The 22,401-nt window shown below is 59.5% G+C and carries 17 protein-coding genes; 12 read left to right on the top strand and 5 right to left on the bottom strand.

The window, feature by feature from the left end:
* Positions 1-71 precede the first annotated feature (71 nt).
* On the bottom strand, positions 72-2,669 hold the full coding sequence (locus ACL2XP_RS00550) for a class I adenylate cyclase (protein WP_413736674.1): 2,598 nt from the start codon (positions 2,667-2,669) through the stop codon (positions 72-74).
* 251 nt (positions 2,670-2,920) lie between these two features.
* Here ACL2XP_RS00550 and hemC point away from each other — a divergent pair, with 251 nt between their 5' ends.
* From hemC to hemY, 4 genes are read left to right on the top strand one after another with little or no spacing between them, the layout of a single operon-like run.
* Complete coding sequence (gene hemC / locus ACL2XP_RS00545; protein ID WP_413736673.1) at positions 2,921-3,874, top strand: hydroxymethylbilane synthase; 954 nt, start codon at positions 2,921-2,923, stop codon at positions 3,872-3,874.
* Positions 3,871-4,611 (top strand): uroporphyrinogen-III synthase, encoded by a 741-nt coding sequence (hemD, locus tag ACL2XP_RS00540; RefSeq protein WP_413736672.1) that lies wholly within the window; start codon positions 3,871-3,873, stop codon positions 4,609-4,611. Before hemC ends, hemD begins: the two co-directional genes overlap by 4 nt.
* A 23-nt stretch (positions 4,612-4,634) precedes the next feature.
* Complete coding sequence (hemX, locus tag ACL2XP_RS00535; protein WP_413736671.1) at positions 4,635-5,846, top strand: uroporphyrinogen-III C-methyltransferase; 1,212 nt, start codon at positions 4,635-4,637, stop codon at positions 5,844-5,846.
* A gap of 3 nt (positions 5,847-5,849) precedes the next feature.
* Positions 5,850-7,028 carry a protoheme IX biogenesis protein HemY gene (hemY, locus tag ACL2XP_RS00530; RefSeq protein WP_413736670.1) on the top strand — a complete coding sequence of 393 codons (1,179 nt, stop codon included), beginning with the start codon at positions 5,850-5,852 and terminating at the stop codon, positions 7,026-7,028.
* Positions 7,029-7,650: 622 nt separating this feature from the next.
* Here the strand turns inward: hemY and lpxL are convergent.
* The gene (lpxL, locus tag ACL2XP_RS00525) at positions 7,651-8,574 is read right to left on the bottom strand and encodes an LpxL/LpxP family Kdo(2)-lipid IV(A) lauroyl/palmitoleoyl acyltransferase (RefSeq protein WP_413736669.1); all 924 of its coding nucleotides are present in this window, start codon (positions 8,572-8,574) and stop codon (positions 7,651-7,653) included.
* Positions 8,575-9,042: 468 nt separating this feature from the next.
* On the bottom strand, positions 9,043-9,888 hold the full coding sequence (locus ACL2XP_RS00520; RefSeq protein ID WP_413736668.1) for a fumarylacetoacetate hydrolase family protein: 846 nt from the start codon (positions 9,886-9,888) through the stop codon (positions 9,043-9,045).
* A gap of 307 nt (positions 9,889-10,195) precedes the next feature.
* Here ACL2XP_RS00520 and ACL2XP_RS00515 point away from each other — a divergent pair, with 307 nt between their 5' ends.
* From ACL2XP_RS00515 to tssG, 8 genes are all read left to right on the top strand, one after another.
* On the top strand, positions 10,196-10,834 hold the full coding sequence (locus ACL2XP_RS00515) for a two component system response regulator (RefSeq protein WP_413736667.1): 639 nt from the start codon (positions 10,196-10,198) through the stop codon (positions 10,832-10,834).
* A gap of 96 nt (positions 10,835-10,930) precedes the next feature.
* A complete protein-coding gene (locus ACL2XP_RS00510; protein ID WP_413736666.1) occupies positions 10,931-13,405 on the top strand; it encodes a type VI secretion system Vgr family protein in 2,475 nt (824 codons plus the stop codon).
* A 42-nt stretch (positions 13,406-13,447) separates the two neighbouring features.
* Complete coding sequence (locus ACL2XP_RS00505) at positions 13,448-15,967, top strand: DUF2169 domain-containing protein (RefSeq protein ID WP_413736665.1); 2,520 nt, start codon at positions 13,448-13,450, stop codon at positions 15,965-15,967.
* Positions 15,964-17,070 (top strand): pentapeptide repeat-containing protein, encoded by a 1,107-nt coding sequence (locus tag ACL2XP_RS00500; RefSeq protein ID WP_413736664.1) that lies wholly within the window; start codon positions 15,964-15,966, stop codon positions 17,068-17,070. Before ACL2XP_RS00505 ends, ACL2XP_RS00500 begins: the two co-directional genes overlap by 4 nt.
* Positions 17,063-17,695, top strand: coding sequence for a DUF3540 domain-containing protein (locus ACL2XP_RS00495; RefSeq protein ID WP_413736663.1), 633 nt, complete (start codon positions 17,063-17,065; stop codon positions 17,693-17,695). Before ACL2XP_RS00500 ends, ACL2XP_RS00495 begins: the two co-directional genes overlap by 8 nt.
* A 37-nt stretch (positions 17,696-17,732) precedes the next feature.
* On the top strand, positions 17,733-18,299 hold the full coding sequence (tssE, locus tag ACL2XP_RS00490; protein WP_413736662.1) for a type VI secretion system baseplate subunit TssE: 567 nt from the start codon (positions 17,733-17,735) through the stop codon (positions 18,297-18,299).
* A complete protein-coding gene (tssF, locus tag ACL2XP_RS00485) occupies positions 18,292-20,160 on the top strand; it encodes a type VI secretion system baseplate subunit TssF (protein ID WP_413736661.1) in 1,869 nt (622 codons plus the stop codon). The genes tssE and tssF overlap by 8 nt, the downstream gene beginning before the upstream one ends.
* Positions 20,157-21,278 carry a type VI secretion system baseplate subunit TssG gene (gene tssG / locus ACL2XP_RS00480; protein WP_413736660.1) on the top strand — a complete coding sequence of 374 codons (1,122 nt, stop codon included), beginning with the start codon at positions 20,157-20,159 and terminating at the stop codon, positions 21,276-21,278. The genes tssF and tssG overlap by 4 nt, the downstream gene beginning before the upstream one ends.
* Before the next feature lie 57 nt (positions 21,279-21,335).
* Here tssG and ACL2XP_RS00475 read toward each other — a convergent pair whose 3' ends face one another.
* Together ACL2XP_RS00475 and ACL2XP_RS00470 are read right to left on the bottom strand one after the other, a co-directional pair.
* Positions 21,336-21,866, bottom strand: coding sequence for a hypothetical protein (locus ACL2XP_RS00475; RefSeq protein WP_413736659.1), 531 nt, complete (start codon positions 21,864-21,866; stop codon positions 21,336-21,338).
* Positions 21,866-22,375, bottom strand: a complete 510-nt coding sequence (locus tag ACL2XP_RS00470; protein WP_413736658.1) for an Hcp family type VI secretion system effector — start codon at positions 22,373-22,375, stop codon at positions 21,866-21,868. The genes ACL2XP_RS00475 and ACL2XP_RS00470 overlap by 1 nt, the downstream gene beginning before the upstream one ends.
* Between the last annotated feature and the right edge of the window lie 26 nt (positions 22,376-22,401).

Below are 22,401 nucleotides of genomic sequence, written 5' to 3'. Positions count from 1 at the left end.
ATCGAACGGGAGCGATGCCGGGCGACGCGGGCAAATGGAAGATGGCGGGCCCGGTTTACGGGCCCCGGCGGCTAGTTCAGCCCGGCCTGCTGGCGCACCAAAGACGCATCCGATTCAAAAGACATCGGACCCAGCTGCGACAGGACGGTATTGCGGAACGGTACTACCTGGATGCGGCCGTCCAATTGCACAATCTGGTAAAACTGCGGCAGGTTGAAGTTTATAAAGCTGGAGCCGTAGGTAAACCGATCGTGGGACGAAGAATAAAAACGGCTGACATCGCGCACCAGCTCTTCTTTGCTGCCTTCGCAATGATGGTAAGCCTCGACGCGGTTGTTTTCGTCCAGGATATAAATATTAAAGCCCGCGTCGTCCGCGCTGTCTTCAAAGAAGAACTGGATAATGCCTTCACTGGCAAAACCATCCACCACCGGCGGCAAATTCACTTTTTCGGTTTCCATTTGGATCGACAGCCCGTGCAGCTTGTTGTTGGAAATGGCACCGTAAAATTCGATGGCGTTCTCCAGCTTTTGCACCGAGACGCTCAGGCGCTCGAAAAACAGTCCCCAGGTCTGGCCCGCTACCCGTACCGCTTTAAAGCGCGCCGGGTCCTGGCGGGTGCTGGAAAGACGCAGCTCGATGCAATCGGCCACCAATTGCTGCACCCGAGTGCGAATCAGGCCGCGCAGATGCTGGCTGTAGCAAAACACTTCCACCGTATCCGGGGGCGATGCGTCCTGGTGCATTTTGCCCAGAATGGTTTTCAGCGCTTCCAGTACCGCCTGCTCGCCGTTGAAATGCAGGGTGCGCACTTCGTTCCAGGAGTTGCGGTACAGCAGGTCGATACTGCCCACCAGGCACTCCTGCTGCTGGCCGAAGCTGAACACGTCCAGCTTGCGGAAATCGAAATGCACCACCTGATTGCGGAACACGGCGGTCGGATCGTGTTCCAGATTGACGATAATCGCCAAATGGCGAATTTCGCAGGGGCTGTACAGGGCTTTTGGCGTCGGCGCGGGCACCCGCAGCGGGAAATTGCGCGATACATCCGCCACCAGTTCCTGGAGCCGGGGAAGATCGCATAACTCGCTGCCTTTAATATGCAGGCGCGTCTTGGCGGTCAGCAGGCCGTTGAACCAGGCCCAGGCCACCAGCTTGTTCAGATAGCGGTTATATTCCAGCGGCTGATGGCTGATGATAAATTCCATCGACGGCGACTGGTTATAAAGATACCAGCCGGCCCGGTTGGCCCGGCCCTGCGGCACGTGGATAAACGTCAGGTTCTGCTCGGACAGATCCGGGGAGATCTGCGGGTTAATCAGCGTCACTTTACCCGGCAGCGCTTCAAACGCCGCGTACAATTTACGGGTCAGCACCCCGATATCCTGCGGACTGGCGCTGACGCTCAGATTATTGCGCCGCGCAAAGCGAATCAGGTTACGGTAGCTTTGCATCATGGCGTCGAGCAATTCGTTATGGGCTTCGCGCACCCGGCCGATTTTCCAGTTGGCGCGGTCGTCGAGCATGCTCAGGCGCTCTTCGTCCCAATCCCATTCTTTCACCTGCTGGCTGAGGATTTCACGGCGCCAGACTACGCTTTCCGGCGTCAGGGATAATTTTTCGCACACTTTGAGATAAAAACAGCGCCGCACCAAATCCAGCCGGGTGGTGTCGTTGATTTGCGTCAGGTAGTGGGTGACGCGCTCCAGCATCATGCAATAAGGATCGAGGCCGTAGGAGACGATCTCGCCGTCGTGCAAATGCTGCTTAATGTTCATGGCCAGCAGCTGGGTATTGGGATATTCCCAGGAATAGGCTTCCAGCAGCAGGGTTTTGAGCACCGCTTTATAAGGGGAATCAATGCTTTTATATAATTGCCACAGGCTGGCGCCGAAATACTCTTCGGCTGACAGCGTGCCCAACCCGCCCAAATCGAGCCATTCATTGGGGGTCAGCGCGCCGCGGGCATAAAGCGACATGACGTATTCGTCGTAATGATCTTCTTCGTCGCCCGGCACCATGTTCCATAACAGGCGTTTGCCGGCCATGCGCACCGCGGTGCGGTAAAATTCGTCCAATAACAGGATATGCTGGGTGGAACCGCAGTCTTCGTCGCCCAGGCTGCCGCTTTCATTGCGCCGGAAACGATTTTCATCAATCAGGAAGAAGTTGACTTCCACGCCCTTGGTGGCGGCCCATTTTTCCAGCAGCGAGCATTTGCGCTGCAGTTGGCGGCGCTCTTCGTTATCCAGCCAGGACTGGTGGCAAACCCAGATATCGAGATCGGAATTGGCATTCTGCCCGATGGACGAAGTGCTGCCCATGGAATAGACGCCCGTGATCGGCCGTTCGCCGCTGGGCGGCACCACCAGCGGCACGTCGGAAGGTTCGGTTAACTCGGCCAGCCAGGCGGCCTGGGTTTCATCAGACGTGTAGAAGCAAATGCCGCAGGGAACGTTACCTTCAAGGTAACCCGGAAGCATTGGATGATGATAATGTAATAAGGTTGGCAGCAGACTGTAAACTTGTTGAAAGGCCGGCCCCATGGCCGCCAAAGCCCGATCTACCCGTAATTGGTTGATCGCGTCCAGTCTCTGTTTCAGTGTCTCGATATAGAAGTACAAGACGTCTCGCCTGGTTGTCCCGGTGCCTAAAGAACCCATTCCCATAACCGGCCGCGTAGTAATTTAGAAGAATGGTCGACCGGTAATTGCTGGAAACGTGATCAATTTAACACCTTGCTGTTTGACCGTAAAGAAAGTTAAGCTACTCGTTAATTATAACACTTTTCCCTGCGGCTACCTTTAATTCCATTTAACCATCATTTCACCCGCCGCCGTCACCGCCGTATCCCGATAACTTACAGCGCTTTACTATCAATGATAGAATGGTTGAAGAATGCTTGAAACGGTAACCCATTATGCAAGATACCCTCGTTAGGATCGCCACCCGGCAAAGCCCGCTGGCGCTGTGGCAAGCCTATTATGTGCAACGGCAATTAATGCTTCACCACCCCGATTTGCGGGTAGAACTGGTGCCCATGGTGACCCGCGGCGATATTTTGCTGGATACGCCCCTGGCCAAGGTCGGCGGCAAGGGATTATTCGTCAAAGAGCTTGAGCGGGCCTTGCTGGAAAATCGCGCCGATATCGCCGTGCACTCCATGAAGGATGTCACGGTGTCATTCCCCGATGGTCTTGGCCTGGTGACCATCTGCGAGCGGGAAGATCCGCGCGATGCGTTTGTCTCCCCGGCGTACGCCGGCCTGGACGACCTGCCCGCGGGCGGCGTGGTGGGGACCTCAAGCCTGCGCCGCCAGTGCCAGGTGCGGGAACGGCGGCCCGATCTGGTGATTCGCGACCTGCGCGGCAATGTGGGCACGCGCCTGGCAAAACTGGACCAGGGCGAATACGACGCGGTGATCCTGGCGGTCGCCGGCCTAAAACGCCTGGATCTTGAGCATCGTATCCGCCAGCCGCTCGATCCGCAGTTCTGCCTGCCCGCCGTCGGCCAGGGCGCGGTAGGCATCGAATGCCGCCTGGATGACGGCCGCACCCGGGCGCTGCTCGCGCCGCTGCATCATCACGCCACCGCCATCCGCGTCGGCGCCGAGCGCGCCATGAACGCGCGTCTGGAAGGGGGGTGCCAGGTGCCGATCGGCAGCTACGCGGAAATCGAGGGCAACCAGCTGTGGTTGCGCGCGCTCGTGGGACAGCCCGACGGCGGCAACGTGATCCGCGCCCAGGGCCGCGCGCCCCTGGATGGGGGCGAGGCGCTGGGCATTGCCCTGGCCGATGAACTACTCGGCAACGGCGCCCGTGAGATATTGGATCGGGTTTATGCCCAGGCAAATCAAGGAACCCCGCCCAGATGAGCATTCTGGTGACCCGCCCTTCCCCCGCCGGCGAAGAGCTGGTCAATCGCCTGCGGGCGCGGGGCCGGTCCGCGTGGCACTTGCCGTTAATCGACTTTTCGCCGGGACGGGAGCTGGCGCAGTTGCCCGCGCGCCTGGCGGCGATGGCGCCGGGGAATTTAGTGTTTGTCGTGTCAAAACACGCGGTAAATTACGCCCACCCCTTCCTGGCCAGGCAAGGCGTGTCCTGGCCCGCCCACGTGAAATATTATGCGGTGGGCCGCGCCAGTGGCCTGAACCTGCATACCGTCTCCGGCCTGCCGGTGGAGTTTTCCCGCGCGGGCGACAGCAGCGAGCATCTGCTGGCGCTGTCGTCATTGCAGCGCATAGCCGGACTGCGGGCATTGATCCTGCGCGGCAACGGCGGCCGGGAAGTTTTGGAAGAGACATTGCGCCAACGTGGCGTCGAGGTCTGCTACAGTGAATGTTATCAGCGCAGCCCGGTCCATTATGACGGCGAAGCGCAAAGCCGGCGTTGTTTGCAATTAGAGATCAATACTTTGATCATAACCAGCGGCGAAATGTTACAACAATTCTATACTTTAATTCCTGAGTACTATCGCACCACCTGGCTATTGCAATGCAGGTTGATAGTAGTGAGCGAACGATTAGGGGCATTAGCCCGCCAATTGGGCTGGACGGACATCGTCGTAGCAAACGCGGCAGACAATGATGCGCTTATGCGCGTGCTGCTTTAAATTTAATCATGGGATAGGCCAACATGACGGAACACACTACTCCAACGACTCCGCAGGAAGAGGCGGCCAGGGCGGCAGAAACCCCACAGGCGACGCCATCCGCCCCCGGCGAAACGATGGCTGATTCCGCCAAAGCCAAACCCGTGCCCGGCGGTCCGCTACCGCCCGCGGGCAAACCGGCGGCCCCGAAAGGCAAAAAACCCCTGGGTGTGATCCTGGCGGCGATAGCCATTATCCTTGCGCTGCTGCTGGCGGCGGCCCTGTATGGCTACGGCGTGCGTCAAGCGAAGCTGCAAAGCGCGCTTAACCAGCAATTGCAGTCCCGCGTCGAGGCGCTGCAGCAATCGCAGCAACAGCAGCAGCAGCAATACCAGACGGCATTGCAGCAGCAGGGCCAGGCGCTGTCTGCCGCGCAGCAGCAGGCGGCGGCCCAGGCCAAACAATTAAGCGAGTTGCAAGATAAGGTCGCCACCATCTCCGGCTCCGATGCCAATACCTGGCTGCTGGCGCAGGCGGACTTCCTGGTGAAACAGGCCGGACGTAAATTATGGAGCGATCAGGATATCGTTACCGCCGGCGCGTTGCTCAAAAGCGCGGACGCCAGCCTGGCGGATATGAACGACCCCAGCCTGATGAATGTGCGCCGGGCGATCACCGAAGATATCGCCGCGCTCTCAGGCGTTAGCCAAGTGGATTTCGACGGCATTATCCTGAAAGTCAATCAGCTATCAAACCAGGTGGATAATCTGCGCCTGGCGGATAACGACAGCGATGAGTCGCCCATGGACAGCGACGGCGGCCGCGAATTGTCGAGCTCCGTACGGGAATGGCGGCAAAACCTCAGCAAAAGCTGGCATAACTTCATGAACGATTTCATTACCATCCGCCGCCGCGATACCAGCGCCGAACCCCTGCTGGCGCCGAACCAGGATATTTATCTGCGCGAGAATATCCGCTCGCGCCTGCTGATCGCGGCGCAAGCGGTGCCGCGCCATCAAAATGAGGTTTACCAGCAATCCCTGGAGACGGTTTCCACCTGGGTGCGCGCCTATTTCGACACCGATGACGCCAATACCCGCGCCTTTCTCAGCGAGCTGGACAACCTGAGCCAACAAACCATTACCATGGATGTGCCGGCGCAGTTAAGCAGCCAGCCGCTGCTGGAAAAACTGATGCAGACCCGCGTACGCAACTTGCTGGCGCAGCAACCGGCTGCCGCCGCTCAGGGAGAATAAACGATGCTACGAGTATTGTTATTATTCATCCTGCTGATTGCCGGAATTGTTATCGGGCCGATTGTCGCCGGCCACCAGGGCTATGTGCTGATCCAGACCGACAACTACAACATCGAAACCAGCGTGACCGGTTTGGCGATCGTGCTGATCGTGGCGCTGGTGGTATTATTTATCCTGGAATGGATACTGCGCCGCATTTTCCATACCGGCGCCCGTACCCGGCGCTGGTTCACCGGCCGTAAAAATCACCGCGCCCGCAAACACACCGAGGCCGCGCTGATGAAGCTGGCCGAAGGAGACTATCTCCAGGTTGAAAAATTGCTCACCCGCAATGCCGACCATGCCGACCAGCCGGTAGTCAATTATCTGCTGGCCGCGGAAGCCGCCCAGCAGCGCGGCGATGATATCCGGGCCAACCAGCATCTGGAACGGGCGATGGAAGCCGCCGATAACGATCAACTGCCGGTGGACATTACCCGGGTACGTATCCAACTGGCGCGTAACGAGAATCACGCCGCCCGTCATGGCGCCGACCATCTGCTGGAGGTGGCGCCCCGCCATCCGGAAGTGCTGCGCCTGGCCGAACAGGCGTTTATCCGCACCCATGCCTGGCAGGCTTTATTGGATATCCTGCCGGCCATGCGCAAAGTGCGCGTCTATGACGAGGATAAGATCCAGGCGCTGGAACACCAGGCTTATAACGGGCTGATGGATCAGATCATGGAAAACGAGGGCAGCGCGGGGCTCAATGCCTGGTGGCGCAATCAAAACCGCAGGACCCGCAACGACGCCTCGTTGCAAGTGGCGCTGGCCGAGCATTTGATCGTGTGTAACGACCATGAAACCGCCCAGGCGATTATCGTCAAGGGCCTGAAGAACCAGCGTAACGAACAGCTGCTGCTGCTGCTGCCGCGCTTAAAAAGCGGCGATCCGGAACAGTTGGAAAAAGCGGTCCGCCAGCAGATTAAACAGCAAGGGGACACGCCGCTGCTCGATAGCACCATGGGGCAGTTATTGATGAAGCGCGGCGAGTGGCAGGGTGCCGCGGATGCCTTTCGGGCGGCGTTGAAACAGCGTCCCGACGCCCATGACTACGCATGGCTGGCCGATGTGCTGGACCGCCTGCATCTGCCCGAAGAGTCGGCGCAGATGCGCCGTGAAAGCCTGAAACTCACGCTCTGAAAGATTGGCAGCAAAAAAAACACTTGCCATGATGGCAAGTGTGAACAAGGTCAGGTCATTAAGACAACAGGTTGGTGCCTCACTCAACGTTTTGTCCGGGGTGTCTGATGAAGGTCTCATCGAAGGGCTGGACAATAGGCACCGCAAATTTGGCTCTGCGACATTCCTGGGTTTATGAAGCGTAAACGCGAGCATAAGAGATGGAATGGGCATCTACAGCGGGGATAATGCAGTTTCCATGCCAGGAGGCCGGCATAAGGGATAACGTCTCCCTGCAACTCGTCCCCATAACTCGCTTACGCCCCGCCTCGCCGCGAACGCCGCGCGCAATAGCCAGACAGACAACCTCGTCAACCCATTGAAATAAAATAATTTTTCATATGGCCGCCGGCTGCCGAACTAACCATGTTCGCCCAAAGGGCCGGCGGTGATTTTTCCGCGGCGGCATGACGAGGCATCGGATTATGTCCGGGAAATTGCCCAGTAGGAACGATCTGCCGGCCGCCTATGTCCCCCATAGACGACGGAATTTTGCATATTATATTTTTACTAATCTATTCAAATAGTTAAGTGTCTCTTTTTCGAGACAAAGCGGTAAAAATTTTCGTTGCCATTGCCCAGATTAAATATATAGCGAGCGCTCGCCTGTCGGCCGGGTTTTAAACCGGCGATGCAGCCATAAATACTGGCCGGGGGCTTTCATGATTTCACATTCAATGACCCGATTGACATAATTGGCCGCCGCTAAGTTATCGTCATAAGGGTAATTTTCCAGTTCCGGCGAAATCACCAGCTGATACCCTTGCCCATCGGGTTTGCGGATCACCACCGCGCTCACTAACTTTGGCCTGGCCAATTTGGCGATAGTGAAAGTGCCGTTGGTGGTAGCGGTCTGGTGCACCCCGAAAAACGGCACGAATACGCTGCCTTTGGGGCCATTATCCTGATCGGGGGCAAACCACACCACTCCGCCGCGTTTAAGGGTGTGCACCATGCAAACCAGCTTTTTACGGCTGACCAGATTATTACCCGACCGCGAACGTCCCCATTTCTGTACCAGTTCCATAATTTTGCTGTTATGGGGCCGGTACATTACGGTCATGGGTCTGCAATGGCCTAAAATACGGAAATGCAGTTCCAGGGTCATGAAATGCACCCCGATAACGATCACGCCATTCTTTTTTTCCGCGGCCGCGTCAAGATGGTCCAGGCCAATTATATCAAACCATTTTTTTATCCGCCGATCGGACCAGAACCACGCCATTCCGGTTTCCATCAGTCCCATGCCCAGGGACGCGAAATTATCGGCGAGTTTTAGTTGTATTTGTTCGGGTTCAACGGTGGGAAAACTGAGTTCGAGGTTGCGTTTGGCGATGGAGACGCGCCTTTTTAAAAAACGCATGGATAACAAACCCATTCGGCCGCCAAGCTTGATCAAAATCGGGTAAGGCAGTTGCACCAGCAAAAAAAGTACGCCGAGGCCCAGCCACAGCGTCCAGTATCTGGGGTGTACATAGCTTAACGGTAATATCCAGCGTTGGAACATATGATTTTCTCAGATGCATAAGGCGGGTACGAACAAACCGGCAGCTCGGATAACTCAGGTTTTCACCTCTCTGGCGCGGCGTTGCAACCTGGCTATTCTTGCTTTATTTGCATTGTCCCAACAGTGCATTCACTGGTATTTAAAATAAAAAGCCGACCTTCCGGTCCGTTTCCATAACGTTACAAGGATATAAAAATATCCAGATAAGAGTACCCATTTTATTTTACAGAAAAAAGGCAACCCATCACGACCCCGGTATTTTTAATCAGACGCGATGGCTTTAATCTGAGTAGTACCGGGCGGTATTATAATTTCTTACTAACACAGCCAATTAAGACAATCGGCAACGAGTTTAATTCATTTACGGTCAGCGTTCATGGATCTTCTGCCGTTAATTATCCCGGCAGGCCGGTTTTTTGCCGGGATAATTTAAGAAAAATGCCAAAGATCACGCGAGGTATTGCAATCTCAAGCCGATACCGTCAATTGCCGCTGCTCGCCCAATCCTGCAACGCCCAAACGCAGCCGCTGGCCCGCCCGCAGGAAAACCGGCTGCGGCTTTTGGCCTAATCCCACCCCTGGCGGCGTGCCGGTGGCGATAATGTCGCCCGGCTGCAGGCTCATGAAGCGGCTCAGATAACTGACAATCTGCCTGACGCCGAAGATCATGGTGCCGGTATTGCCGTTCTGATAGCGTTTTCCGTCCACTTCCAGCCACAGGTCAAGGTCCTGGGGATCGGCAATTTCATCCGCGGTCACCAGCCAGGGACCGATGGGACCAAAGGTATCGCAGCCCTTGCCTTTGTCCCACGTGCCGCCCCGCTCGATTTGCCATTCCCGTTCGGAAAGATCGTTAACCACGCAGTACCCGGCCACGTGGTTCATTGCCTCCTGTTCGCTGATATAACGCCCGCCCTGGCCGATGACCACCCCAAGCTCTACTTCCCAGTCGGTCTTGGCGGATTGGCGGGGGATTTGCACGTCATCATTGGGACCCGTGATGGCGCTGACCCATTTATTGAAGACAATGGGTTCCTGCGGGATGGCGGCGCCGGTCTCAGCGGCATGATCGGCATAATTCAGGCCGATACAGACAAACTTGCCCACCTGGCCGACGCAAGGCCCCAACCGCGGCTCGCCCTCCACCAGCGGCAATTGGGAAATATCCACGGCGCGCAGTAGATCGAGCGAGGCGGGCAACAGCGCCGACCCGCCTACATCGCTGATATGTCCGGACAGGGCGCGAATCCGGCCGTCATTATCCAAGATTCCGGGGCGTTCCGCGCCCGGCTGACCATAGCGCAATAACTTCATCTTTTCTCCTGGGTTCTTTGCGTAAGATAACCGATGGAAATACTATGCCCCGCGGCATACCCCGGCCACCAAAACAACCTGTCATAGACTAAATATATGAAGGAGATCACTTAATGCGCCTTCGTAAGTCCCCCGGCAGCGGGGCCGGCTAAACCGGATTGAAACATCCGACTTATATTGTCGGTTTCATTGGACGATGCCTTGATTTATTTCGGCGTTGCATTATGCTCGTGGCGTTTATTCATCCGGCGCATTATCCAGGTATTTTTATGCTGGCCCCCATATTTTCATTGGTGTGATATTTTTAATGAAAATAAAACTGGTATTGGTTGACGATCATGAATTAATTATTAATGGCATTAAATTAATGCTTGCCCCCCATCCGCGTTATCACATTATAGGCCAGACCGATAACGGGCTGGACGTGTACCGCCTGTGCCGTGACAATAATCCGGATATCGTCATTCTGGATTTAGGGTTGCCCGGCATGGACGGGCAGGATGTCATCGCCCAGCTCCTGCGCCGCTGGCCCGGCATGCGCATCATCGTCCTCACGTCGCGCCAGGGGGAACATCATGCCGCCAGCGCGCTGCGCCTGGGCGCCCTGGGTTTTGTGCTCAAGGGAAGCCCGCAGCATATTTTACTGGAAGCCCTGCCGGGGGTATTGGCCCGCAGGCGCTATATCGATCCTTCCCTGGATCATTTCCGCGTATTCCAATTGTTGGAGGAAACCGGCGCCCATCCCCTTTTACTCACCCTGCGGGAGCGGCAGGTACTCAAGCAGATCGCCGAAGGAGCGGGCAATCAAACCATTGCCGCCAATCTCTCCATCAGCCCGAAAACGGTCGAAACCCATCGCCTGAATATCATGCGCAAGCTGGATGTCCATAAAGCCGTTGAGCTGGTGCATTGGTCCCATCGGTTGGGGCTGGTGGAATATCATTAGCCGTCATATCCGGTGATTACCTGATGTACCGCCGGCGCGGCGTTTATATACTATCCCATTTATGCCGCGGCAATTTCACCAAGCATAAGGAACCGCATGCCGGACCAAATTATTGCGCATACGCCATTGAACGGCAGCGCCGCCGATGACTTTATTTTTAAACGCTTAACCGGCCGCGAATCTCTGTCAGCGATATATCAATTCAGCGCGGAATTTCTTAGCCGACATAATGATTTGGACATAAATTCATTATTAGGAAAAGATATGGCCCTGGAAATAAAACTAGCCGGCGGAGGCAGCCGGTATTTACATGGCCACGTCACCCGCGTCGATTTCAGCGGCTACGATTTACAACAAGAAAAATACAAGCTGTATACCGTTACCCTGCATCCGGCTTTATGGTACCTCACGCAAAATCGCGATTGCCGCATCTGGCAGGAAAAGACCATACCCGACATCATTAGCGCCGTTCTCGCCGAGTTTAACATTGCGTTTGAAAATCTGCTGTCCAGCGCCTATCCCCCGCACCCCTATTGCGTACAGTACCAGGAGAGCACCTTTGCTTTTCTGAGCCGGTTGATGGAGCATGAGGGTATTTATTATTACTTCAAACACGATGCCCGCGGGCATACGCTGGTACTGGCGGACTCGCCGCTGGCGCACCGGCCATTTCCCGGCTATCAAGACATTGTTTACCAGCAGCCGGGATATGGCCTGACCGACCATCGCGAAGGCATTACGCGCTGGAATATATCCCAGCGCGTTACTCCCGAACTGTGCAGCATAGATGACTACGACTTTCGCAAACCCCGGGCCCATCTGGCGCAGTCCTGCCTGAACGGGGCGTCGTTCGCCGCCGGTAAAACGGAATTGTTCGACTGGCCCGGCCGCTATGAGGATAACCAGCAGGGCCAATTCCTGGCGCAGATCCGCCAGCAGGCCTGTGCGGCCGGGCAACAGCAGGTTTGCGGCCAGGCCACCGCGCGCGGTTTGTCCCCGGGGCATACCTTTCGCATCCACAACTGCCCGCGGCCGCTGGACGAGCAAAACTATCTGGTGGCCGCGGTGGAATATAGCCTGTGCGATAGCCGCTATCACCATGAAAATGACCGGCACGACGGTGGCCAGGACTGTTTTAGCGTTGAGTTCACAGTCGTCCCCGCCACCGTTCCCTGGCGCCCGGCCCGCCTTACCCCCTGGCCGAAGACGCACGGCCCCCAGACCGCCGAGGTCGCCGGTCCCGTGGATAAAACCATATGGACCGACAAATATGGCCGCGTAAAGCTGAAGTTCCGCTGGGACCGGCGCGGCGCGGGCGACGACACCGGTTCGTGCTGGGTACGCGTTTCCAGCCAGTGGGCCGGCTGGAAATACGGCAGCATGCAGGTGCCAAGGGTCGGCGAAGAGGTGATTGTGGATTTTATCAACGGCGATCCCGATCGGCCCATTATCACCGGCCGGGTTTACAATCAAGAATCCCTGCCGCCCTGGGAACTGCCCGCCGCCGCCGCCAGAATGGGGTTTATGAGCCGCAGCAGGGAAGGCGGCGTCGGCAACGCCAGCTTCTGGTTTATGGAAGACGCGCCGGGGCAAGAGTCATTTTCCCTACATGCCGGGCGCGATATGAATATCACGGTCGGGCGGGATAAACATGTCAGCATCGACGGCAACCTGGCCCGGCAAATAAAAGGCCGGACGCAATTTACCCATCTGGGTTCCTGCACCACCCGCAAACTCCAGCCCGATATGCAAACCTTTCATCAGGGTAAATCCGCCCTGATTACCGCCGGCGGCAGGGCCGACGCCATCATCGGCGGCGAGTATAAGCAGGTGACCGGCCCTTCCCGCCAGCGCGTCAGCGAGGATCTCTGCCGCCACGCCGGCGGGACCATCAGCCACCACGCCCTGGATTCCATTATGTTCGACGCCGGCAATAAAATCATTTTTGGCGCCAGTCTCTACCTGGCCGCCGGGCATGATACCGAAGGGAATCTGGCGCAAACCGACCTGGCGGCGGCGTACGGGCCCACCGCGCGGGAAATAGCCGATCGCCAGCGGTCCAGGCGACAGCAAAGCCGGCGCGAACCGACCCGCGTGGTATATACCAAAGGCGTTAACCAAGACATACACGGAGTGGATCAACAGCGCATCGCCGGCAATCAGGATATCGAGGCGCAAGGGGACGTCACCCGCGATATCAGCGGCCGGTGGCGGGAACATGTGCGCCAGGATCTGTCGATCCGGGCCGGCGGGGACGCCACCCTGAACGCCGGCGGCAAAGTATTAATAGAGACCAAAGAGATGGTGCATAAAATCGAAGGGCATATCGAAACCCATTCCGCCCATGCGCTGAACGTAACCGGGTTTTCTCAATCCATTGATTCGATGAGCTTTTCAATGTCGAAAATGGCGGTGAAAACCAACGAGATATTAACTTCGACCACCAAGGTGAATTTGGCCAAAACCGATATGCGGATGGAAACGGTGGGGGTCAATATCGGCCAGGGGCAGCTGGATATCCGCACCACGCTGCTCAGCCTTAATACCAGCGCCATCACCCTTTTTCTCTGAATGCGACACGCCATTTATCGGGCACTATGCCATGACTAAACCATGAAAATCATCAAACCGCTGCGACTGGGGGTACTGCATCGCCCCTGGCGCTGGCAGGGCAAAAACCGACTGGGGGTTTCCCTGTTGGCCCTGGCTGATATGGGCTCCGCCCCCCGCCTGCGCCCCGAACCCGAACTTTGGCAACTGGCGGCCCAGGAACTCACCGGCAGCGGCGGTCTGCTGGATTTGGCGATCCCCAAAGCCTGCGCCGAGTTCCTGGCCACCGGCTACGCCTATACCCGGCACCAGCCGCAAAAAAACGCCTGTTTGGTTAAAATCCGGGTGGGGGAACGGGAAAAAAGCCTGGTGGCGTTTGGCGATCGCTACTGGGTCAATGGTCAACCTTCCCCCGCGCTGCCCTTTGAACGTCTGCGGCTGGATTGGGAACACGCTTTCGGCGGCGAAAACGACGCGCTGAACCCCAGGGGCATGGGCGCGGCGCCGGTAATACGCGACGGCGCGCCGTGCCACCCCTTGGCCAACATCGAGCTGCCCGGCCAAGGTTATACCCCGGCGCGGCGGACGATAACTCCCGCCGGTTTCGGTCCGCTGGACTTCGCTGCGCCCGCTAATTTCAAGCGCCTTGGCCAACGCCACGACCAGCAATGGCTGGAGCGGGATTACCCCGGCTTTGCGCGGGATATCGACTGGCATGTGTTTAACCGGGCCGCCAGCGACCAGTGGTGGCCGCAGGCCGCGGCGCTGCCTGCCGGCGCGCCTTGGCAAATCTGGAATATGCATCCCCGCCAGCCGCTACAGCAAGGAACCTTGCCCGCCTGGCAGGCCCGGTGTTTTATTCGGCGCGCAGGGAAAACGGCGCTGGAAGAGGTTGCCCTGCGGGCGACCACCCTGTGGTTTTTCCCCCATCTGGAGCAAATGGTGCTGATCTGGCAGGGCAGTTGCACGATAGCGCAGGACGATGCGCTGGATGTCGAGCAATTGCTGGCCGCCATTGAACTGCCCGCGCAGCGCCGCTCCACGGCGTTTTATCAGCAGGTGCTGCACCTGCGCGGGCAAAAGGCCACCGGCGCCGCTTACGCGCTGCGCGAGCGGGATTTGGTGGCGGAAAGCCTGATCGGGCCGTGGCTGGATACCGCGCCCCGGTCAGCCGAAAGTCCCCTGGCCGCCCATCTGGCCGCGCGGGAAAAACGGCTGCGCGCCCGGCATCGGGAAACGCTCTCGCCTGCCGGCCGCGCTGGTGACGGCAGTACGGCCGGCGCGCCGTTAACCGCAAGCCCGGCGCTGGATGATTTACCGGATTTTATGGCCCGCCTCGACCGGCAGGCCGCTGATTTGCAGCGACAGGCGCAGGACAAGGCTCCCGACATGACCGCCGACGCCGCCGCGGGGCCGGCCAGCTATTATCGGATGATGGACGCGCTGCGCCAGCCGGGAACGTCCCCCTCCCGTCCGGTCCCGGATACGGGCAGCAAAGACGCGCAGCGCGGGCTGTTTGAAATCTACCGCCTGTCCGCCGATACCCGGCCCGCGGCCGCGCCCCTGGGCGCGGAGCAAACGGCGGCGATCCGCCGTCATGTACTTGACGGCATGGCGCATTCGCGCGATTTCAGCGGCCTGGATCTGACCGGCGCCGATCTCAGCGGAATGGATCTGCGCCGGGCTAATTTTCACCAGGCCTTGCTGGAAAGCGCCAGGCTGGATAACTGTCTGCTGGACGGGGCCAATCTTAACGAGGCCATGCTGGCCCACGCCTCGCTGGCCGACGCCTCGCTGCGCGGCGCGCAGTTGATTGATACCTGCCTGACCGGCGCCCGCTGCCGCAACAGCCGGTTCACCGCCGCGCGTTTAACCGGCGTCCTGTTACAACAAGCCGCGCTGGATAACTGCCGCTTTGACCAGGCGCAGCTCAGCGGATTGCTGTTTTACCACACCGCGGTTAATCGCTGCCGGTTCAGCCATGCCACCCTGGAAAACTGCGTTTTCCTCGAACCCGATATGGCTGATTTGGATTTCGACCGCTGCCGGCTGGAGAAAACGACCTTTCTCCAGGGTAAATTATGCGGGACCAGCTTTAACCACGCCCGGCTGGCGAATTGCTCATTTGTCACCATGGCCCTTGATGAGATCCGCTTCGCAGAGAGCCGGCTGGACGATTGCGTTTTTACCAGCGGCACCCATGCGTCGAGGTCAATATTTCGCGGCGCGCGCCTGAGCGGTTGTAACTTTCGCCAGACGCCGCTCAACGGCGCGGATTTTTCCCGCGCCCTGGCCCGCAACAGCGATTTCAGCGCCGCCGCCCTGTGCGACGCCGTCATGGGGGAGATCAACGCCGCCGGCTGCCTGTTTATCCGCACGGATCTCACCCGCGCATCCCTGCCCAACGCCAACTTGATGGGCGCCCTGCTGCAAAAATGCCGGCTGGCGGGCGCCGATCTGAGCCACGCCAATCTGTTTCGCGCCGACCTGTCGCAATCATCCATTGATGCGCAAACCCGCCTGCGGGACGCGTATATCGCGCAGTGCAAAACGCTGCCGCGCGCAGGGGAGCCGGCGTCATGACCCCGCTATCGGCTTTGCAGCTACAACAAAAAATCAGCCAGGGCGAAATTATCGCCGGCCTGGTGCTCGACCCGGCCCAGCTCACCGGCGTGACGCTGCGGGGGGCGATATTCAACGATGTGGTATTTATCCGCCCCGATTTCAGCCGCCGGCAGCTTGAAGATGTGTTGTTCGATGGATGCCGGCTGGAGGATGCGGGTTTTGCCGGCGGCGCCATCGACGGTTGCCGGTTCAACCGCTGCTCGCTGGGCCGGGCGAATTTTGCCGGTTGTACCTTGAAAAGCAGCGTATTTAACCATTGCGATCTGACCCGGGGCGGATTTGGCGGGGCCGCGCTGACTGAAACCCAATTTTTGCAATGCCCGCTGGACGGCGCGCTATTTGAACATGGCGTCATGGAGAAAGTAACGCTCTTCAAGACCACCCTGGCCAACGCCCGCCTGCAAGATTGCCGGATATCGCAGACCACGCTGTTTGATGCCGACCTCCAGGCCACCTTGCTGACTGGTAATAATATTGATCGCACCATTTTCGCCGGCTGCGATCACCGCAACAATGACTACCGCGGGCAACGTTTTACCGGCTGCCAGTTTACCGATAACGCCATGGATAACGTCAACTTCGGTCAGAGCAACCTGACCGGCAGCTGTTTTAAAGGCGCCTCCCTGCGCGACGCCCGGCTTGACGGCGTCCGCAGCGCCCAGGCGCTATTTATCGACAGCGATTTGCGGCGCGCCCGCGCCCGGCGCGGTTGTTTTGACCAAAGCCAGTTTATCGGCGCCGACCTGCGCCAGGCGGACTTCTCCCATTCATCCCTGGTACAGGCCATGCTCCACTATGCGCGGGCCGGCGGCTGCCGGCTGGCGGCCTGCGATCTGACTTATGCCGATTTCAGCTGGTCCGATATCAGCGCCGCCGATCTGCGGCAAGCGCGTTTCCTGCGCACCCGCATGCACCGCGCCCGGCGGCGGGACACGCTGTTTTCCACGGATCAAGGCATCCTGGCGCGGGACGAGGCGCTGTTCGCCGCCGAAGAATGGACCCGCCTGCGGCAACCCGGCCCGCCTACTTATCAATATCCCAGAGAGACCGATTATGATTAACCGACATGCCACCGTTAACCATGGGACAGCGCCGCCCCGCCAGGCCGTGGGGCGGGTGGTGAATATCCTGCCCGAGGGCTTTTTTATCGTGCGCCACCAGCAGCGCGGCTGGCAATGCCGTCTGGCCGCCAGCTGTTTATTGACCCCGGAACCGGGGGACGAGGTGTTGATCGCCGGCGACGAAGCCCAGCTGTGGTTGCTGGCCGTACTTACCCGTGCCGATAGCGGCCGCCCCTTCTCCCTGAGCGTGCCCGGCGATTTGCGCATCGCCCCCTGCGGGGAATTAACCCTGACGGGCGAAAGGCGCCTGCAGTTGAACGGACCGGCGGTAAACATCAATGCCGATCGCAGCGAGTGCCATATCGGACGGATGCAATACCACGGCCAGGATCTGTCGGCCTGGGTCGACACCCTATGCATCGTGGGCAAGCGTCTCGAATCGGTATGGCAAACCCTGGTGCAAATCAGCCACCGGCTGCTGCGCAAGGTCACGCACACCGAGCACGCGCGGGTGGGCCAGCTGGATTACCAGGCCACGGATTATGCCCGCATTCATGGGCAAAACGTCATTATTACCTCCGACGCCATTACCAAACTCGATTCCGAACAAATCCATATGGGCTAACGCAATCCCGGCCCTATTCACCAGGAAAACCATCAGTATGTTAAAAAACCGCGCGACTATGGTGCCGGGCCTGCCGGGTTTGACCGGCGACAGACCGGCTCCCCGTCCCCGCCAGCCGGTGTTGCCCTTGCTTCTGGAACGGCTGACCGACGACGCGCCGCATATAGCCTGGGAAACGGAGGCGGACAGGGCGGACTCCCGGCGGGCCCTGAAGCAATCGGTGCTGGCGAATTTACAGGCGCTGTTGAACTGCGCCCATTTCGCTTGCGCCCGCGATCTCGCCCCCTGGCCCCACGTCAGCGATAGCACCCTTAACTACGGGGTGCCGCCGCTGGCCGGTAAAGTGCTGTCCGACATTACCTGGCATGAGATTGAACGCGCCATTGCCCGGGCCATCGCTCGGTTCGAACCGCGCATTATCGCCTCGGAGCTTACCATCGGCTGCGCCGATGAGGACCTCAAGCTGGCTGCGCACAACAAGCTGTCGTTTGATATCCAGGGGCGCCTGTGGTGGTCGCCCGAACCGCTGGATTTCGCATTTATCAGCCGCGTGGATTTGGAAAGCGGCCATTTTGAACTGGCCGATAAGGATTACCATGGATAGCCGGCTACTGGATTATTACAATCGCGAACTGGCGTGGCTGCGCGAGCGCGGCGCGGAATTCGCCGGGCACTATCCCAAAGTGGCCGGGCGCCTGGGCATGGCGGACGGCGACCGCGCCGATCCTTATGTAGAACGATTGCTGGAGGGATTCGCTTTCCTGACGTCGCGTATCCAGCTCAAGATGGATGCCGAATTTCCGCGCTTTACCCGCCAGTTGCTGGAAATGCTGCATCCGAACTACCTGGCGGGCACCCCGTCGATGGCGGTGGTGGAACTGCAACCGGATGCGCACAAGGGCGATATAAGCCAGGGGTTTCGCGTACCGCGCGGCACGGTAATGGACAATCTGGCGCTGAAGGCCAAAGGGATAACCTGCCGCTATCGCACCGCCCACGAAGTCGATTTGCAGCCATTACGCATCGACCATGTGGAATTGGGCGGCGTACCCGCGGATATCGCCCCCGCCGCGCTGGGCCTGAGGGATACCGCCAGCGCGCTGCGTATCCGGCTCAGCTGTTTTGACCATGTGTCGCTTGGGGAAATGCGCTGCGATCGCTTGATGTTTTATCTTTGCGCCGGGGATATACCGGCGCAACGATTGCTTGAGCTTATTATGCAGCATACACAAAGCGTGGTGTGCCACATCGGCGGAGCGCCCGCGCAGCGCCTGGTGCTGGGCCGGCAGGCGCTGCGCCACGAAGGGTTCCGGGCCGACCAGGCGATGCTGCCGCGGGATTTGCGCAACCTGGATGCCTTTCGCCTGATGCAGGAATATTTTTGCTTTCCCGCCCGCCTGCAATTTTTCAGCATCCGGGGGCTGCAACCGCTGCTGGCCGGCGGCGGCAAGCGGCAAACGCTGGAACTGGTGCTGTTGCTGGATAAATCCGTCCCCGACCTGGAACGGCGGGTGGATCGGGATCATCTCGCGCTGCACTGCACGCCGGTGATTAATTTATTCCCCGCCGCCGCCGAACGTATCCTGCTGCATGAACGCCGGAGCGAGTATCAGGTGGTGGTGGATACCCTGCATCCCCTGGATTACGAAATTCATTCTATCCGCCGGCTACACGGCTGCGGCGGTAAAGGCGAAAACGGCTTTCGGCGCGTATTCAAACCGTTTTACGACCAGTTGAGCGACGACGGCGAGGGGGATACGGGCTGGTTTTCTTTGCGCCGCGAACCGCGCCCCTGGTCCCCCGCCGACGCCCCGCGCGGTACGGATACCGGTTATCCGGGGTCGGAGGTTTTTATCTCACTGGCCGACGAACGGCATCCGCCCTGGCATGGGGACTTAACCTTCCTCAACGCCGAGGTGCTGTGCTCCAACCGGGATCTGCCGCTGCGGCTGATGCAACAGGAGATGGGGCGGCTGGTAATACGGGATTCCATGCCGGTGTGCGGCGTGCGCATACGCAAAGGTCCCAGCGCTCCGCGTCCGGCGCCGGCGGAAGGCCAGGCGAGCTGGCAGTTGATTAACCTTCTACAGCTGAACTATTTCAGCCTGATGGATTGCGCCAGCGGCCAGGGAGGAGCGGCCCTGCGCCAATTGCTCCAGGTGCATGCCCGACAGGCCGACAGCGCCGTCGCGCAGCAAATCGCCGGCATTTTCCAGTGCCGCCTGTCGCCCTGCACCCGGCTGCTGGCGCCGCCCGCACTGGTGGCGCGCGGCGTCAGCATCGAAATAAGCGTTGATGAACAGGCCTTCTCCGGGCTTAGCCCCTGGCTATTGGGCAGCGTGCTGGCGCGCCTGTTTACGCGCCTGGCCGCTATCAACAGCTTTACCGAAACCACGCTCCATTCCCGCCAGCGGGGCCGGATCGGCCATTGGCCGGCGAGCGCCGGCGAGAAAACGCCATTATGAAAATCCACGCTCTCCGGCCCTGCCGCGGCGCCATACCGCGGCTGCGCCCGCCTCCCGCGCGCGGCGGCGTCTACCTTGACGGCGCGCAAAACCTGGACGATCGGTTTTGGTCGGCCCGCGCGTCCGCGCCCTGGCGATACGATCTGTTCCAGTTGCTGCGGCGTATCGATGCCCAAGCCGGGGGACGCTATTCATTAGGCCGCGCCCCGCTGCCGCGTTATGAACCGCTGCGCCTGGGCCAGACCCCTGAGCTGGCGTTTACCGCCGCCAATATCGCCGCCATCACCCCTTACGCCGACACCGGGCTGCGACAGGTGGACATCGTGGGCTTTGGTCTGTTCGGCCCCAACGGTCCGCTGCCCCTGCATATGACGGAGTATGCCTTTCAGCGCGCGCAGCAGGATAATGACCCTAGCCTGACGGCTTTCGCCAATATCTTCCACCACCGCTTGATCATGCTGTTTTATCGCGCCTGGGCGGACGCCCAGCAGTGCGTGTCGTTCGATCGGCCGGATAACCGGCGCTTCGACGATTATGCCGCCTGCCTGATCGGCATCGGCCGGCCCGCACAGCGCCAGGGCGGCCTGAGCGCCCTGGCGCGTTATTATATGGCGGGGCATTTAACCCGCCACCCCCGCAACAGCGAGGGCCTGGGCGCGATAATCCGCCACTTTTTCTCCGTGCCGGCCAGGGTGCGGGAAAATGTGTTCCAGTGGCTGCGGCTTCCCCGCGGCGGCCGCCTGTGCCTGCACGCCGCGGGAGCGGCAACCCGTCTGGGGATCGCCAGTTGCCTCGGCGTCGCCGCTCCCGACAGGCAATATCGCTTCGCCATTGATATCGGCCCGCTGTCCCGGCGGCAATATGCGCAATTTTTACCCGCCCGGCGCCGTCGGCCGGGAAAACTGGCGCAGCTGCGCGAGTGGGTGATTCACTACGTTGGCATGGAATACGCCTGGGAAGCCAGGCTGATCCTCCATCGGGACCATTATCGGGGCTGCGCCTTAGGCGACGGCCAGCCGCTGGGCCGGAATTGCTGGCTGGGACATAATGTCCGGCAACGCCATCGGGGAGATTGGGTCTATGCTGGCGACGATATCGCCGGGGCGGCGGGAAATTAATGGCGGCGTGCCGTGGCCATCCTCCCTGATGGCCGTCGGGCGCGGTTTAACACGCGCTTACTGGCGATCCGGAGCCGGTTTGCCGGGATAATCATCGCCGGCGCGCTTCATCTCCCGCTGATATACCGTCAGGAAGGTCGAGTCAAACACGGAGGCGAGATCGCTCAGCAAGATTGCGCTGGCATGGCGATAACTCGCGCTGTATTCCGCCCAGCGCCATCCCCGCCGCTTATGCGCCCCGGCCAGCCGCCAGGGGATGCGGCCGGCCCCCGGCATATGCGGGCAATGCTCGGGAGCGAGGCGGGGCAGAATTTCGGCAAAACAGGCGGTAAGCGCCCGCTGCATCGCCTGGCGCTGCGCCGGGGCAAGTCCCGTGGGTTCTTGCGTGCGCGGCGCCGCCGGCGCATACCTGAAATCCGGTCCGCCGGCGGCGGCGGGATGAAAGAACAAGCGCGTGGGGTCGGTTTCGCCGCCCTCGAACAGCTGCGGGCCGCCGGCCAGCGCCGACTCGTCAATCGTCGTGCGGCCGGACGGCGGCGCGCCGTCAAGCAGAGCGGCTAATACCCGATCGATATCCGGTTCCGCCATTACTGCACGTTGCCTTTGACGTCCCAGTTAAAGGTCACCGGCGCGCCCGGCTCGCCGTCTTCGTTTTGCTCGTAATAATTGACTTCCACCAGCGACGGTGAAAAACGATAAACGACGCCCATGGCGCCAGCGGCGACCGCATTGCCCTCCATGCCGCCCGCCCCGGTATACTTCATCATTTCCACGCCGCTCAATATGACGTTTTTCAGCGTAATATTCAGGTAATCCTTTTGGCCGCTGCCGGCTTTGCTCAGGGCGACGGTTACGGTTTTGAGCCGGGAGCCGCGGGCCCCCAGCGTCATCATGGTCGGCATGGCCTTATCAAGCCGGGCAAAGACCTCAAGATCCCGCACCATCAGCCGGCCGCTGCCGCCGCCGCCGCCCACGCCGTTCTCGGTGGGCTGCCGGAGCTGCCATTGAAAATGCTGCACATCAATCCACTCTTTATGGCCGCCATCTTTGGCCTCGCCGGTCACATCTTCTACCCGCAGGTAAATACTGTTATGCATGGGGGGCGCTCCTATTGGGGAATGGT

The sequence above is a fragment of the Sodalis sp. RH21 genome (genome assembly GCF_047324175.1).
In the GTDB taxonomy this organism is placed as follows: Bacteria; Pseudomonadota; Gammaproteobacteria; order Enterobacterales; family Enterobacteriaceae; genus Acerihabitans.
The sequence above is the reverse complement of the archived record's forward strand: the minus strand, read 5'-3'. Positions and strand labels throughout refer to the sequence as shown.